At 67.2% G+C, this 14,220-nt stretch carries 16 protein-coding genes; 11 read left to right on the forward strand and 5 right to left on the reverse strand.

All coding sequences use genetic code 11. From position 1 onward, the window contains the following. Positions 1-50: 50 nt before the first annotated feature. Positions 51-410, reverse strand: a complete 360-nt coding sequence (locus AC0IX4_RS22340) for a chorismate mutase (protein WP_471831226.1) — start codon at positions 408-410, stop codon at positions 51-53. A gap of 537 nt (positions 411-947) precedes the next feature. Here AC0IX4_RS22340 and AC0IX4_RS22345 point away from each other — a divergent pair. From AC0IX4_RS22345 to AC0IX4_RS22390, 10 genes are all read left to right on the forward strand, one after another. Continuing rightward, positions 948-2,183 (forward strand): DUF3761 domain-containing protein, encoded by a 1,236-nt coding sequence (locus AC0IX4_RS22345; protein ID WP_471831227.1) that lies wholly within the window; start codon positions 948-950, stop codon positions 2,181-2,183. Between the two features lie 392 nt (positions 2,184-2,575). Beyond that, positions 2,576-3,805 (forward strand): molybdopterin-dependent oxidoreductase, encoded by a 1,230-nt coding sequence (locus AC0IX4_RS22350; RefSeq protein WP_471831229.1) that lies wholly within the window; start codon positions 2,576-2,578, stop codon positions 3,803-3,805. Then, the gene (locus tag AC0IX4_RS22355) at positions 3,802-4,308 is read left to right on the forward strand and encodes a hypothetical protein (RefSeq protein WP_471831231.1); all 507 of its coding nucleotides are present in this window, start codon (positions 3,802-3,804) and stop codon (positions 4,306-4,308) included. The genes AC0IX4_RS22350 and AC0IX4_RS22355 overlap by 4 nt, the downstream gene beginning before the upstream one ends. Before the next feature lie 159 nt (positions 4,309-4,467). After that, on the forward strand, positions 4,468-5,157 hold the full coding sequence (locus AC0IX4_RS22360; RefSeq protein ID WP_471831233.1) for a hypothetical protein: 690 nt from the start codon (positions 4,468-4,470) through the stop codon (positions 5,155-5,157). A 201-nt stretch (positions 5,158-5,358) separates the two neighbouring features. Then, positions 5,359-6,060 carry a methyltransferase domain-containing protein gene (locus AC0IX4_RS22365; RefSeq protein ID WP_471831234.1) on the forward strand — a complete coding sequence of 234 codons (702 nt, stop codon included), beginning with the start codon at positions 5,359-5,361 and terminating at the stop codon, positions 6,058-6,060. Beyond that, entirely contained in the window at positions 6,057-7,436 is a 1,380-nt protein-coding gene (locus tag AC0IX4_RS22370) for a hypothetical protein (RefSeq protein WP_471831235.1), read from the forward strand. Before AC0IX4_RS22365 ends, AC0IX4_RS22370 begins: the two co-directional genes overlap by 4 nt. A 38-nt stretch (positions 7,437-7,474) precedes the next feature. Further along, the gene (locus AC0IX4_RS22375; protein WP_471831236.1) at positions 7,475-8,536 is read left to right on the forward strand and encodes an NAD-dependent epimerase/dehydratase family protein; all 1,062 of its coding nucleotides are present in this window, start codon (positions 7,475-7,477) and stop codon (positions 8,534-8,536) included. 2 nt (positions 8,537-8,538) lie between these two features. Beyond that, positions 8,539-9,195 carry a glycosyltransferase family 2 protein gene (locus AC0IX4_RS22380; protein WP_471831237.1) on the forward strand — a complete coding sequence of 219 codons (657 nt, stop codon included), beginning with the start codon at positions 8,539-8,541 and terminating at the stop codon, positions 9,193-9,195. Next, positions 9,192-9,872, forward strand: a complete 681-nt coding sequence (locus AC0IX4_RS22385) for a TIGR04282 family arsenosugar biosynthesis glycosyltransferase (RefSeq protein ID WP_471831238.1) — start codon at positions 9,192-9,194, stop codon at positions 9,870-9,872. Before AC0IX4_RS22380 ends, AC0IX4_RS22385 begins: the two co-directional genes overlap by 4 nt. Before the next feature lie 23 nt (positions 9,873-9,895). Further along, positions 9,896-10,270 (forward strand): GtrA family protein, encoded by a 375-nt coding sequence (locus AC0IX4_RS22390; RefSeq protein WP_471831240.1) that lies wholly within the window; start codon positions 9,896-9,898, stop codon positions 10,268-10,270. 24 nt (positions 10,271-10,294) lie between these two features. Here AC0IX4_RS22390 and AC0IX4_RS22395 read toward each other — a convergent pair whose 3' ends face one another. The 3 genes from AC0IX4_RS22395 to AC0IX4_RS22405 all read right to left on the reverse strand — a co-directional run bounded on the left by AC0IX4_RS22395 (position 10,295) and on the right by AC0IX4_RS22405 (position 12,636). Next, positions 10,295-11,320 (reverse strand): NHL repeat-containing protein, encoded by a 1,026-nt coding sequence (locus tag AC0IX4_RS22395; RefSeq protein ID WP_471831241.1) that lies wholly within the window; start codon positions 11,318-11,320, stop codon positions 10,295-10,297. Between the two features lie 185 nt (positions 11,321-11,505). Continuing rightward, complete coding sequence (locus tag AC0IX4_RS22400) at positions 11,506-11,700, reverse strand: ANTAR domain-containing protein (protein ID WP_471831242.1); 195 nt, start codon at positions 11,698-11,700, stop codon at positions 11,506-11,508. Between the two features lie 138 nt (positions 11,701-11,838). After that, positions 11,839-12,636 (reverse strand): ANTAR domain-containing protein, encoded by a 798-nt coding sequence (locus tag AC0IX4_RS22405; RefSeq protein ID WP_471831244.1) that lies wholly within the window; start codon positions 12,634-12,636, stop codon positions 11,839-11,841. Between the two features lie 545 nt (positions 12,637-13,181). Here AC0IX4_RS22405 and AC0IX4_RS22410 point away from each other — a divergent pair. Next, complete coding sequence (locus tag AC0IX4_RS22410; RefSeq protein ID WP_471831246.1) at positions 13,182-13,727, forward strand: hypothetical protein; 546 nt, start codon at positions 13,182-13,184, stop codon at positions 13,725-13,727. A 29-nt stretch (positions 13,728-13,756) separates the two neighbouring features. Here AC0IX4_RS22410 and AC0IX4_RS22415 read toward each other — a convergent pair whose 3' ends face one another. Further along, the gene (locus tag AC0IX4_RS22415) at positions 13,757-14,116 is read right to left on the reverse strand and encodes an STAS domain-containing protein (RefSeq protein WP_471831248.1); all 360 of its coding nucleotides are present in this window, start codon (positions 14,114-14,116) and stop codon (positions 13,757-13,759) included. Positions 14,117-14,220: the final 104 nt, after the last annotated feature.

Consider the following 14,220-nt stretch of genomic DNA (forward strand, 5'->3'; position numbering starts at 1 on the left):
GCGTCCCGCAACACTCCTTCGGATCCCACTCTGAGCGGGGTGTACCTCGCTCAGTCCTCCCGACTCTTCTCGCCCGGTCGGGGCATGTCAGCGACCCCATGTCGACGCCCGGCACGTCCCAGCTGGAGCAAGAGTGCGGCCAGCGTGCGCCCCTCCTGGCCCAGGTCGTCGAAACTGCGGAAGACGTCGACACCGTCGGTGTACACCAGCGCAGGACCGCCGTTCGCCACGCGCGCGTGACGAAGGTGGCGGGCCACTTCTGAGCGTCGGATGACGGCAGCGAGAATCTCGGTGTCGAGGCGGTCGACTTCGCAGCGCAGGTCGACGACGGTGGACTTGAATGCCGCGGTCCGCGATTCGTCGACCCGGTGGGGCGTCTCGAGTGCCGCGTCGGTGCTGACTGTACTCATGGAACCGCGACTCCTCGTTGTCACTTTTCACATCGTGCCATCGACCCTGTTCTGAGACATGAACCAGGAGAATTGCACGGTCGACGCGCCAGAGCAAGGCTCCTGGACACTCCGGTGGGCCCGCACGGGAACTGTTCGTTCACTGTGACATGTGACGACGGCGCCGGTGAGCGGGTCGTGCACACAGTTGCCCGACGATCGTCCAGGTCACCGTCGAGTTCGGCGCGTCCCTCGGATCATGAGCACGCCCAACGCCGCTGCGGCGACGCCGCGGGGTGTCTCGTAGAGCAGGCCGGAGAGCACCGGTGTCATGGGGACGGGCAGAAGAAGCCGACCATGCCGGCGGTCGTGAGCGCGCCAATCCAGTAGTCGCGCTCGGTGACCCTTCGGGCCCGTCGGGTTCGCGCGCCACCCGGGGAGCGGCTGCGTGCCGGTCGTAACATCCGTACCGGTCGTAACATCCGTACCGGTCTGGCCGATCTTCACGTCGGCGCGGTCCGCGTCCAACTCCGGCACCCCCTTTGACCGAGGATCTCGATGACCCGTCCGCACGACCCGTTCTACAACCACCCCGGCAACCCGCCAGCACAGAGGCGCCGACGCCGTCGGTGGCCCTGGATCACCCTGGCAGTCCTGGTGCTGCTGATCCTGGTCGGCCGACTCGCTCCTCCCGAGCCCGTCCCCGCCACCACATCGGTGGCAGAGAACGCCACCACCAGCGCCCCGACCACATCTGTGCCGCCGCCGGTCACGACCACCGCCGAGGCAATTGCGGCCACCTTGCTGGCAGCGCCGAGCACCCCGATCACGGTCGAGTCCCCGGCAGCGGCAACGGCGGCGCTGACTCAGCTGTCCACACTCGAGGTGAAGGGCAGAGCCCCCAAAACCGGATACGACCGAGGCACTTTCGGTCAGGCCTGGTCCGACGATGTCACCGTCGACGCCGGTCACAACGGATGCGACACCCGCAACGATGTTCTGCGGCGCGACCTCACCTCCGTCGTCGCCACTGCCGTGTCCCGCGGCTGCACGGTGACCGCCGGCGTCCTCGCCGACCCGTACACCGGCACCTCCGTCTCGTTCACCCGCGGACAGACGTCCTCGACGGACGTGCAGATCGATCACGTGGTCGCCCTGTCCGACGCCTGGCAGAAGGGCGCCCAGCAGCTCGACGCCACCACGCTGCGGAACTTCGCCAACGATCCCCGCAACCTGCAGGCCGTCAGCGGCCCGATCAACGCAGCGAAGAGCGACGGGGACGCCGCAACGTGGCTGCCGCCGAACAAGGCATTCCGATGCACCTACGTCGCCCGTCAGGTCGAGGTCAAGGCCGACTACCGGCTCTGGGTGACCGACGCCGAACGCGACGCCATCGCCGGCATCCTCGCAGACTGCGGCGGCACACCCACACCGACGACCACGGTGGCGCCCACCACCATCCCCACCGAGGTCGCGGCGGCTCCGCCGATCGACGAACCGGTCGTGGTCCCGATGGTGGTGCCGGACCCGGTCCCGGCGTACACACCAGCACCCGAGCCGGTCTACATCCCGGCTCCGGAACCGCCCAGCAGCAGTAGTGGTGGCGGGTACGGCGGCGGGTCGTGCGGCGGCGATTCCTACATCAACTCCGCCGGCAACTGTGTCCAGTCGCCGATGTCCGCGCCGTCCGCCCCGGCGGGTGCTTCGGCGCAGTGCAACGACGGCACCTACTCCTTCTCCCAGTCACGCCGCGGGACCTGCTCCGGGCACGGCGGCGTCGGGACGTGGCTCTGACACGTACCGAGGCGGGACTTGGACGGGCAGTACAGGCGCCGACCCATTCGACCCGCCGAGTAGCTCGGGTAAGTTGACCGACCACCCGAAAAGTGGGTCGCGAGCGGGTAAGACCGCCCCGACGCCCCGCTTCGTAGTACCGCCGCAGCCACCGTTCGGTGACCCAACGGCCGGACTTCGCGATCGGAACATCTGAGCTGCATCTCGTATCCCACCCATAACGATTGAATCGAGATGCCGGTTCGGCAAGCTTTATCTGTGAATGAAGCAGCTTGCCAACGCAGCTGGCAACGCCTCGAACACGAGCAGTGTCAGTGTTCGTGCCCACGGGCCGACTGTCGCCGTGCGATGCTCGATCTGTCCACCGTCGGGGTAGTAGAAGGGTCGTTCCGTTGCCTGCTCTGCCCCAATTTCGCAGTGTGATCCGAGGTCCGTGGTTGACGTCGGTGTTCGGTGCCGTCCTTTTGGTGTCGTTGCCGGTGATCACCGTGACCGGGCTGCTGTCCTATATCGCGTACGGTCCCCAGTTCGGTCAGGCCCGTCCCGGTGACGTCGGGTGGTTGAGGCTTCCTCGTTTCGACTGGCCGACCGACCCGGCATGGATCTATCGGCTCAACCAGGGCCTGCATGTCACGCTCGGCATCATCGTCATTCCGCTGGTGCTCGCGAAACTGTGGTCGGTGATGCCGAAGCTGGTGCAGTGGCCCCCGGTCCGATCCCCGGCGCAGGCGCTCGAGCGGCTGAGTCTGTTGATGCTCGTCGGTGGTGTGCTGTTCGAGATCGTCACCGGTGTGCTGAACATCCAGTACGACTACGTCTTCGGGTTCGACTTCTACACCGCGCACTACTTCGGCGCATGGGTGTTCATCGCCGGGTTCCTTTCGCACGCGGCCATCAAGGTCCCGCTGATGTGGCGAACACTGCGGCAGAGGGCATTGTCCGACGTGCTCCGGGATCGGAACGAGGCGACTGCGCCGACGACGGAGCAGGATCTGAAGCACGCACCGGAGGGCATCTCCCGGCGTGGGGCCCTCGCGCTCGTGGCCGGCGGGAGCGGACTGCTGGCCGCACTCACCATCGGGCAGACCATCGACGGCCCGGTGCGGTCGACCGCGCTGCTGCTGCCCCGCGGCCGCTCCTATGGCGACGGCCCGAACGATTTCCAGGTCAATCGCACGGCGGTCGCAGCGGGAATCGACCCGGCGTCCACAGGGGAAGCGTGGCGTGTGGAGTTGTCGGGAACGACGCGCGTCGTTCTCGACCGAGCAGCCCTGCAGGCGATGGAGCAGCACACCGCGGTGCTGCCGATCGCGTGCGTCGAGGGGTGGTCGACGACGCAGGAGTGGACCGGGGTGCGGCTGCGGGACCTGGCCGGGCTGACCGGCGTCTCCGACGGCTACGCAACAGTTGCGTCGCTGGAACAAGGGGGCGCGTTCGCGCAGGCGACGTTGGCGGAGAACCAGGTATGGCATCCGGACTCGCTCCTCGCGTTGACCGTCAACGGTGCGGCACTGTCGCTCGACCACGGCTTTCCGGCGCGAGTAGTCGTCCCCGGCCTTCCCGGTGTCCACAACACCAAGTGGGTGTCGCGTATCGACTTCGCGGGCGAGGACGATCGATGAGGCGGTTGTACGGCGCCGGCGCCGCCCATGCGGCCGTCATGGTCGTGTCCTTCGTCGTCGCGGGTGCCGCTGTCTGGATCCTCGGGGTGGACGCACTGTGGAATCCGGACAGGTGGTGGCAGTCGATCGCGGTGTGGTTCGTCGGTGCGGCGATCCTGCACGACTTCGTTCTGTATCCGCTCTACTCAGTGGCAGATCGAGCGACGCGACCGATACGCAGCTGGACGGTTCGGCAGATCCCGGTGCGCCAGCACGTTCGGGTGCCGGCCCTCGGCGCCGCGCTGACCCTGCTGGTGTTCTTCCCGGGCATCCTGAACACAGATGACACGGCTGTCGTCGCCGCCACGGGGATGAACCGCGACCCGTACCTCGAACGGTGGTTGTTGCTGGTGACGGCCATGGTCGCGGTCAGCGCCGCGGTGTTTCTGGTGCGGGTGCTCGCGTCGACGCGGCGACCACGACCTGATGCGCCCCTTGGCCACGACCTGGCTGAGCCTAGGTAGGGTTCGAAAATTGCTGCGTCGCAACGTATTATGGAGATCTGAGTGGCGTCCCATCACTGCTGACGCCCCGTCGGTCGCGGGAACGATTGGCGTCGAACACCATCCGTGGGCCCTGTCGCGGCGAATGTGGAGTAACCATTCCGACGACAAGGAGCTGCAATGTTCACCATTCGTAAGTCCGTGGCCGCTACTGCGATCGGCGTGATGTCCCTCGTCCCGCTGGCCGCCTGTTCGTCCGGCGACGACGGCGGATCGGCGGCGACGACGTCCACGTCGTCCTCCGCCGCCCCGTCGACATCCACTCAGCCCGAACCCGCCGCGCAGGTCGATGCGTTGACGGGCGTGGACACCGCCGTCGCACTCGATACCGGCTTCACAGACGCGCTGACCACGCTCGGGTTGACCCCGGGAACGGTGGGCACGGCAACCCTGGCGGACGGATCTCTGCGATTCCCGATCACCGGCGGCAACGTCAAGTACTGGACGCCGGGCACGGTCGATCCGTTCGTGCAGGGCTCCATCGACCACGCAGGCAGCGGACTGTCGCTGACCGCCGGCGGCACCACGGTGGAGCTGACGAACTTCGTCATCGATCCCGGCACCTCGTTGCTCATGGGTGACGTGGCCGTCAACGGTGAGAGCGCCGCCACCGACGCCGTGTTGTTCGATCTCGACGGACGCACGCTCGAACCGCTGGCCACCGGCCCGAACAACACTGCGATTCTGCAGGGCACGACCGTGCACATCTCCGAGACCGCCGCCGGCCTGCTGAACGAGACGTTCAAGACCGACGCCGTCACCGCGGGACTGCTCGTCGGAGTCGCCACGATCACCGTCAACACCCAGTAACGGCCGTGGTCTCAGGCGGCCCACATTGCATCGCTGTGGGCCGCCTGCGTGCGGATTCGGACCTGTAACCGCCGTCCCGGCCGTTAGTGGTGCAACGTTTGCCGTTGCCGCTGAACGGGCATCGAGAACCATTCCTGTCGGGGGAGAGTGCGGAGCGCACCTGCTGCGGCATCGGGTCGGGCGCGTCATGAAAGGATTCGTGTGACAACGACGTCGGCGGGCGAGGACCCGAACTGTTTCGACGCTCTTTTCACCCCGACGATGCCGCAGACGTCGTGGTGGGTTCGCCACCGCGACGGGCCTCGTCACCCGTTGCCGGTCGACCGTTGGCTCGGCGGTGATCACGCGAGCGCCGATGATCGAGCGGTGGACGAGACGTTGCTGGCCCTCTGCCGCGGGCGCACGATCGATCTCGCGTGTGGTCCGGGCCGGTTGGTCGAGGAACTGCGGCGGCGGGGGGTGTCGGCGATGGGTGTGGACACGTCCCCCGCGGCTGTCGCGCTGGTCCGTGAGCGCGGCGCCAAGGCCGAGCTGGCCGACATCTTCGACACGGTTCCGCACGAAGGGCATTGGGACACAGTTCTTCTCGTCGACGGGAACATCGGCATCGGCGGTGATCCCGGCCGTGTCATCGCCCGGGCGTACGACATCGCATGTGAGAGCGGGACTGTTCACGTCGAAGTGGCAACCCCCGGAACGGGATTCGTCGCCGAATGTCTGCGTATCGAGAGCGACGAAACTGCGGGGCCCTGGTACGACTGGGCGCGAATCGATGCGGGGACACTGGCGCCTCTCGCCGCGGCACGAGGGCTGGTACCGGTCGGTGTGACCGCGATTGCGGGTCGGCACTTCGCTCACTTCGTCAAACCCCCGTACGGTTCGGCCCCCGAGACTTCCGAGTGAGGGGCTCAACTGCGACCGTTCGGCGACGCGGGTGGGTTCCTCGATTTCCGGAACTGATCGGCGCACTACTTGCGGCTGCACTGGTCGTCGCCGCAGTGGTGGTGGCGCGGCGAGGGAACGCTGTCGTCACTCCGCTGATGGGCGGCATGGGTTTCGACTTCGACGATTTCGCGTCGCTCGCGCCTCTGTTCGGGCGGTGGGGCGCTCATGTGGGGCCGGGGACTCCGGTCGCGGTGATCGTCGGCGTGCTGGTGGTGATCCTCGGCCCGTCCGTGGCGGCACGCATGTCGTGGCGTCCGCTGCTTCTCGTGACCTGGGTGACGACCCTCGTCTGGACCGTCGGTCTGGCTGCGGTCGACGGCTGGCAGAAAGGGTTCGTCGACAAGTTGACGTCCCGCGACGAGTATCTGTCCGAGGTCGGTGGTATCGACGACATCGGTGCCACGCTGCGCAGCTTCTCCGACCGGATCGTCGACGGCCAGGCGGAGTCCTGGACCACGCACGTCTCCGGGCATCCCCCCGGCGCGATCCTGACGTTCGTGTGGTTGGACCGCGTCGGACTCGGCGGAGGCGCAGCGGCCGCATGGTTGTGCGTGATCGTCGGGTCGTCGGCCGCCGTCGCCACCGCTGTCGCCGTGGCATCGCTCGTCGGCCGCGACACCGCCCGACGGCTGATCCCGTTCGCCGTGATCGCCCCCAGCGCGATCTGGATCGGTGTCTCCGCGGACGGGTTCTTCACGGGTGTGTCCGCCTGGGGCATCGCCCTCCTGGCCGTCGCAGCAGCCGGGCGAGGACCGCGCCACGACGCCGCGGCCATCGCGGCGGGCGTTCTGCTCGGGTTCTCGGTCTACCTCAACTACGGCCTCGCCCTGATGGGACTGCCTGCTCTGGCGGTCCTGATCGCGTCCCGCCGTATCCGGCCACTGGTACCGGCGATCGGCGGCGCCCTCGTCGTCGCCGGCCTCTTCACCGCGTCGGGATTCTGGTGGTTCGACGGGTATGTCGCGGTCCAGGAACGTTATTGGCAGGGGATCGCGACCGCGCGCCCGTTCCAGTACTGGAGCTGGGGCAACATTGCGGCTCTCATCTGCGCCGTGGGACTCGCGGTGCCCGCCGCATTGTCGCGGGTGGTGACATTGCCGCGCGTGCGACGCGCCGAGCCTGTGACGTTGCTCGTGGTGGCCGCTCTGCTGGCGGTGGTCTTCGCCGACTTGAGCAGGCTGAGCAAAGCGGAGACGGAGCGTATCTGGCTGCCGTTCCAAGTGTGGATGACGGTCGCCACTGTCGCGATCGGGGACCGCTCGGTGCGCTTCTGGCTGGCAGCGCAGGTCGCGCTGGCCTTGGCGATCAACCATCTGACGTACACGAACTGGTGAGCGACTCGCCCCCTCGATCGACACGACAAGGAGCAACGATGCACGTGTTACTCACCGGCGCGGCCGGTTTCATCGGTGAACACATCCACGAAGCGCTACTGGAGGCCGACCACGACGTGACGGCTGTCGACGCGTTCCTGCCCTCTGCCCACGGATCGTCCCCGATGGTCGTTCCGAACGTTACAGCCGTCGACGTCCGTGATCCCGATGCCCTCGACGAGGTGATGGCGGGGGTGGACGTGGTGTGCCACCAGGCCGCCGTCGTCGGAGCCGGCGTCAGCACGGCCGATGCGCCCGCCTACGCCAGCCACAACGATCTCGGTACTGCCGAAGTGCTCGCCGCGATGGCCCGAGCCGAATGCCGAAAGCTGGTTCTCGCGTCATCGATGGTCGTCTACGGCGAAGGTCGCTACCGCTGCCCCGTGCACGGTGTGGTCCGTCCGCGCCCCCGGAACCCGTCGGATCTTCGGAACGGCGTCTTCGATGCGAAGTGTCCGGAGGGCGACGAGCCGGTGACGTGGCAGACGGTGAACGAAAACGCTCCGCTCGAGCCTCGGAGCCTCTATGCAGCAAGCAAACTCGCGCAGGAGAACTACGCACTCGCCTGGTCGCTGGCGACGGGTGGATCGGTCACGGCGCTGCGTTACCACAACGTCTACGGCGACCGAATGCCCCGCGACACACCCTATTCGGGTGTCGCCGCGATGTTCCGTTCGTCGCTCGAGTCCGGCGAGTCACCGACGGTGTACGAAGACGGTGGACAGATGCGCGACTTCGTCGACGTCCGGGACGTCGCTGCCGCCAACCTCGCCGCCGTCGAACACGACGGGGCGGGTTTCGTGGCCTGCAACGTCTGTTCCGGACATCCGATCTCGATCGGTGACGTTGCGCGCATCCTGTGCAGCGCACACGGCGGCGGTATCGAGCCGTCGGTGACAGGTCAGTTCCGTCCCGGCGACGTGCGGCACATCGTTGCCGGTGCCGCAAAGGCCGACGAGCTTCTGGGATTCCGAGCTGTCGTCGGTCCGGACGAGGGGCTGACACGCTTCGCGTCCGCACCGCTACGGGCGGCATCCGATGGTTCGGCCCCGGTGGTGTGACGATGATCGATACTTCCGATGTCACCGTCGTGCTCCCGTGTCTCGACGAGGCGGACGCTCTTCCCGATGTTCTGGACGCCGTGCCCGACGGCTATCACCGCCTGGTCGTCGACAACGGCTCCACCGACGGCACCGCGGACGCGGCCCGCGCGCACGGGGCCGAGGTGATCGTCGAGCCGATACCCGGATACGGTTCTGCCGTGCACGCCGGAATCGCCGCTGCGCGAACGACGGTCGTGGCTGTCATGGACGGGGACGGGTCGATGGACCCGCGAGAACTGCCCGGTCTCGTCGCAGCGCTGAACTCCGCTCAGCTCGTTGTCGGGAGGCGCCGTCCGGTCCACCGCAGTGGCTGGCCGTGGCACGCCCGCCTCGGCAACATGGCGATCGCTTGGCGTCTACGCACACGGCTGCACATCGACGTCCACGACATCGGTGCGCTTCGGGTGGCCCGTCGCGACGACCTGCTCTCGCTCGGGGTCCCGGACCGACGCTCCGGCTACCCGCTGCAGCTGTTGGTACTCGCCGCTCGCGCAGGGTGGACAGTTGCCGAGCACGACATCACGTACCGTCCGCGAACCGGGGGAGTGTCGAAGGTGTCGGGGTCGGTTCGCGGCACGGTGGTCGCCGTCTGGGACTTCGCGAAGGTGATCCCATGATCGATTCAACCCTGCTCGTCATCGCGAAAGCGCCGGTACCCGGCTTCGCCAAGACTCGACTGATGGCCGCCATGACCGCCGAGAACGCCGCGTCGGTGGCGGCCGCGGCGCTGCTCGACACACTCGCCGCGGCCCGACAGGCCCCTTTCGCCAGGCGGGTAGTCGCGATGACCGGCGACCTGGTCGAGGCAATGCGGAGCGCCGACATCCGGAAGTCACTGGCCGATTTCGACGTCATCGACCAGCGCGGCAACGGTTTCTCGGAACGCCTGATCCACGCGCATCACGACGCCGCCGGTTCCGGTCCCGTCGTGCAGATAGGCATGGACACGCCGCAGGTCGACCCCGCGATGCTCACCGACATCGGCGAGGCTCTGGCACCCTCGTCGGCGATCCTGGGCCGTGCCGAGGACGGAGGGTGGTGGGTGCTCGGACTGCACGACGCATCCGATGCGCAGACCCTGCGGGCAGTGCAGATGTCCACCGACCGCACCGGGGACGACACCCGGGACGCCCTGCAGCGCTGTGGCCTCGTCGTCAGTACAGCACCGACTCTGCGTGACGCCGACGAACTCGTCGATCTGGCCCCCATCGCACGAGCGTGTCGCCCGGACAGTGAATTCGCCCGATGCGTGGCTGCGCTGCCCGTTCCGAGGCCGACGGGGGAGACGCTCTGACCGCGACCTCCGGCACCCGGAGTGTGCTGCTCCGTTTCTACCTGGTCGGCGGTGCGAGCGCCGCCGCGTACGTTCTGTTGTTTCTGGTGTTCCGAGTCGTCATGTCGTCCCAGGCTGCGAACGTGCTCGCGCTCCTGGTCTCTGCGCTCGCCAACACCGCGATCAACCGCCGCTTCACCTTCGGAATCCGTGGAACCGACGCGATCGTTCGCCAGTACGTGCAGGGGCTCGTCGTCTTCGCCCTCGGGCTGGTGGTCACCAGCGGCTCGTTGGTACTCCTCCAGAGGTGGGTACCCGATGCATCGCGAGCAGTCGAGGTGTCCGTCCTCGTGGCCGCGAACCTCGTGGCCACGGTGGTGCGCTTCGTCGGGCTGCGCCGGGTGTTCACCGACCGCTGATCGGAGTCGTCACACAGGACCGTGTCACCGAACGTCGACACTCTCGGCAGGGATGATCTGCAGGCTCGACTCCGCGCCGGGATCACTGCCCGTCACCAACACGTTTCCCGATCGTGGATCCACGGCAACGGAATTGGCCTGACGAACAGTCGGCAAGTCGACCACGATTCGGGGCGACGCCGGGTCGGCCACATCGACGACACGGAGGATGTTGCTCTCGGTCAGCGTGATCAGAAGTAGCTTCCGATCGGCGTCGTAGGCGAGCCCGTACGGATTACCGGGTGCGTCGATGCGAGCGACCTCGCTGATGTCCGGGGTGATGCGCTCGAGGTAGACGGCGCCACCGTCGGTGTCGGCGAAGGCAGCGAGGTCGGGGCCGAGGGATGTCGCATGCGTCAGTTTCGTCCCCAGCGGGGCTCGAGAGACCAGTTCCTGGTCCGGCCCGCTGTAGATCCAGATCCCGTTGCCCTGCACATCGGCGACAGCTGCGTAATCGCCCACAGCGGCAACTCCGCCCGGCTGTACCGGTCCCGCGGGGAGAGATGCTGTCACGACACCGTTGCGGACGAAGACGACTCCGCCGCCCATCTCGTTGGTCACGACGGTCGTGCCGTCGGCAGTCACCACGGCGTCGTGCGGTTGCCGTCCGACTCCGCGGGTGGTGGTGAGCGTCGCGCCGTTCGCCGGATCGATCAACAGCAGTTCATCGCTGGACTCGAGTGGGGCGAGTACCGGTCCGTCCGGGCCGGCGAGGGAGAGGTGCCGCGGCGCACCGACCGTGGGCACGAACGACTTCTCGACCCCGGTCGCCGCGTCCAGCAGCCTGAGACCGTCGGGTTCACGCACCGCGGCGACGGCGATCCCGGACGCCGTGACGACGATGCCCTCGGGTGCGCCCGGAAGCGGAACGACGGTGCCGATCGGATCCTGTGCCGCGGGTGCTCGGGCCGGTTCGGCGGCGGGTATCTGTGTGGGTGTGGGTGCAGCGTCGTCGGTGGAACAACCCGCGACGAGAGAAACTATTGACAGAGCGATGACGAGTCGTTTCACGTGGTGCCACCAAACTTCTCATGGTGCGGTTACGAGCTGTTCGAAGTCGATATAACCAGGCTGTTCCGCCGCAATAGTATCGAGTGGTATCGAGCTTACGGTGACACACACCATCCTCATTATTGCTGCCTCACGCGGTTAATTGGCAGAACTGAGGGTCTTTTCAGGTCGCGGCGGGCGATGCGTCAGGCAAGGTCGGCGACGAGTGTGTGCCATTCCTGGGACAGGCGCACCGGCATCACGAACGCAGCGTCGGTGTGCAGGTTGTAGCGTTCCCTGACGATGGTTTTCGCCTGTCCGATGAGGTTCCTGGTCGCGAGGGCCGATTTGAGTTGGGCTTTACGTTCTGCTGCGGCGATGGCGGCGTGAGTGGCGAGCATGACTCCAACTCCGACGTTCCGACTATCGTTCCGAACTCATCTCGATCAACGTCTTCGTGACGACGATGTTGGACAACGCAATGCGCGGCCGTGACGGGATCGAACCGGGACAGCCCCCGGTGGATCGACGCCCGCCGACTACTTTGTTGTCGATGGGGACCGTTGGTGGGGGTCGCGTACCGACTCGATGAGCTCGACGGCGAGGTCCCGGACCCTGCGGTTGGTGTCCTGTGACCGCTGCACCAGCATCGCGAACGCGTCGTCGGCAGTGACGCCGTGCACGGCCATAAGAATGCCTTTGGCTTGCTCGATCGGACCACGATGCTCTATCGCCTCGCGCAGGCCTTGCACCTCGGAGCGGAGTGTGTCGAACCGGTCGTAGTCACCGAGAACGTCGGACAGCACCGTCGTCAGGCCGACAGCGGTGTCGACATCGGCGTCGGTGAACGCCGACGGAGCTTCGCCGTAGAGGTTCAGCGAGCCGAATCGTGCGCGTTCGGTGTGCAGCGGCACAGCGAGGAACGAACGGATGTTCTCCTCCCGGGCGGTGGCGGCGAACCGTGGCCACCGCCGCTCGGCCTGGACCGAGTCGACGCGGACGACCTCGCCGGTGCGGGCGGCGTGCAGGCACGGCCCCGACCCGACTTCGTACTGATCGGCATCGACCCTCAGGGTGCGGGCGTCGCTGTGCACGGCGGTGAATATCCGGTTCGCCACCTGCACGGTCACTCCGCAGCTGGCAGCACCGTCGATGATTTTCGACGACAGTGCCACCAAGGACCGTAGTGCTCGGTCGAGACCTTCGTCGGTGTCGACGGATCTACCGAAGGCGGCGCGGACGTCCGCGTCCTGTTCCGCGTGTCCCCATCTGACCGGGGGCGGGTCGTTCTCACGAACCGAGTCCTGTGTCGCCCGGTACGCGTTCTGCGCGTCCATGGTTCAAGTATGACCTGCCGAATTGCTGCGCATTCGACGAACGCCGTCGCCTGTCGCCAAGTTCGGGTGCGGCCGGGTCCGGCACAACTGTCGATCTTCCGAGGTACTCGCTACGTGGCGTCACGACGTGTCGTGGGAGGGACGGCAGGCAGACCTCGGTTGGTCGACCGTTGAGCGATGGACAGGGGTGCCGGCGCGGCAGCCGCTTCTTGACCGAACGCCCCGACCACCGTGCCATCGCAGCGACCAGCTCTGCCGTTACCCCGGGCGCGGCGATTTTCCGAGGCCGGCACGACCTCAGGTCGCGTAGTCGACCGGCACGTGGGGTGCGCCCTGGTGCAGGAGTGCCATGTCGTGGATCAGCATCGGGCGGACCCTGCAGCGGGAACTGCTCCATCCGGCGGCGGGCGGTGCCGGGGGCGAGGACAAGTGCAGGCAAGGGCAAGGACGACCGGGGGAGGGGACGTGGAACTGGCGGCCGGATCCGAGGGTGATTGTGACCGAAAACATATGATCCGAGCATTCGTTGTGTACGAAGAGGACGTATGGCCCATCGTTTCCCTCGGACTCCGCGGTCGTGCGACTTTCTCGACATCGTGGGCCTGCGCACCGCCGACGTGTCGGGTGTCGACCACGCGGCGGATACCGATGGCCTTGGGGGCGAGCCGAGACGGGGGTTTCTGGTGTGGTTGCTCGACGACCGGGACACTGTGCTGGTCCGCTCGGCTGCGACGTTGTCTGCCGCCGCGGAGACCGCCCGCGCCTACTGCGCCGCGTGGGGCGGGCGCGTGCAGTTCATCGAAGGACCCGACGGTGAACTCGTCGACCGTCGCGATTGGGAGCAGCTCGCGGCGTCGACGGCACCGCTGCCGTACGTCTACACCGTGGAACTGCGTTCACCGCGGTCGGCGGGCCGCGACGAGCTTATCTCCGCACTGTGGACGAGCACCGACCTGTCCGAAGCGCTGCGGTGGCGCAACCTGCTCCCGGTGGATCTGCGTAGCCGCACCCTCGTGGTCAGCAATGCCCCGGACGGGCACTACCCCAATCCGGCATCGACACCCGAGCGGAACCGCCGCCGCACCGCGTGAGCGGACCGCGCAGCGGGACACGGGGAACGTCAGTGCGTCGCTGCCAGGGCCGCAACCCGTGTGGGGTGGATCGACAGAATCTGGTCGAGCCCCATCAGCACCAGAGGTCGATGGGTGATCGCGCCGTCCGCGACGACAGCGAACCGGCCGGCTTCGGCCGGTGACCCGGCGGCGTCGAGGAGCACCGTCATTGCCGTCGAGGCCAGGAACGTCACGTCTGTCAGGTCGACGATCACGGTCGACGCGCCCGCGTGGACGACCTCCCTGAGCGTGTCGGCCAGACGCGGAGACGTGACCAGATCCAGGTCGCCGCGGACGGCCACGACGCAGGTCGCCCCTGAGCGTCCGGCAGTGATGTCGAAACTGGTGTCGGGAGTGTCGGGTGCCACGTTCGTCGGTGCCCCTACCGGTGTCGTCGGACGATGAGGGCTCACAGTAGCAACGCAGCGTGACCGCGCAGCGGATGAGCTGTTCCGCCAGGTGTCGTCTCGGT

It is taken from the genome of Rhodococcus sp. AC861, from assembly GCF_979256035.1.

Coding starts and splice junctions, on each gene's coding strand:
- AC0IX4_RS22340 (WP_471831226.1), bottom strand. CDS start 410: ATGAGTACAGTCAGCACCGACGCGGCACTCGAGACGCCCCACCGGGTC.
- AC0IX4_RS22345 (WP_471831227.1), top strand. CDS start 948: ATGACCCGTCCGCACGACCCGTTCTACAACCACCCCGGCAACCCGCCA.
- AC0IX4_RS22355 (WP_471831231.1), top strand. CDS start 3,802: ATGAGGCGGTTGTACGGCGCCGGCGCCGCCCATGCGGCCGTCATGGTC.
- AC0IX4_RS22360 (WP_471831233.1), top strand. CDS start 4,468: ATGTTCACCATTCGTAAGTCCGTGGCCGCTACTGCGATCGGCGTGATG.
- AC0IX4_RS22375 (WP_471831236.1), top strand. CDS start 7,475: ATGCACGTGTTACTCACCGGCGCGGCCGGTTTCATCGGTGAACACATC.
- AC0IX4_RS22380 (WP_471831237.1), top strand. CDS start 8,539: ATGATCGATACTTCCGATGTCACCGTCGTGCTCCCGTGTCTCGACGAG.
- AC0IX4_RS22385 (WP_471831238.1), top strand. CDS start 9,192: ATGATCGATTCAACCCTGCTCGTCATCGCGAAAGCGCCGGTACCCGGC.
- AC0IX4_RS22400 (WP_471831242.1), bottom strand. CDS start 11,700: ATGCTCGCCACTCACGCCGCCATCGCCGCAGCAGAACGTAAAGCCCAA.
- AC0IX4_RS22405 (WP_471831244.1), bottom strand. CDS start 12,636: ATGGACGCGCAGAACGCGTACCGGGCGACACAGGACTCGGTTCGTGAG.
- AC0IX4_RS22410 (WP_471831246.1), top strand. CDS start 13,182: ATGGCCCATCGTTTCCCTCGGACTCCGCGGTCGTGCGACTTTCTCGAC.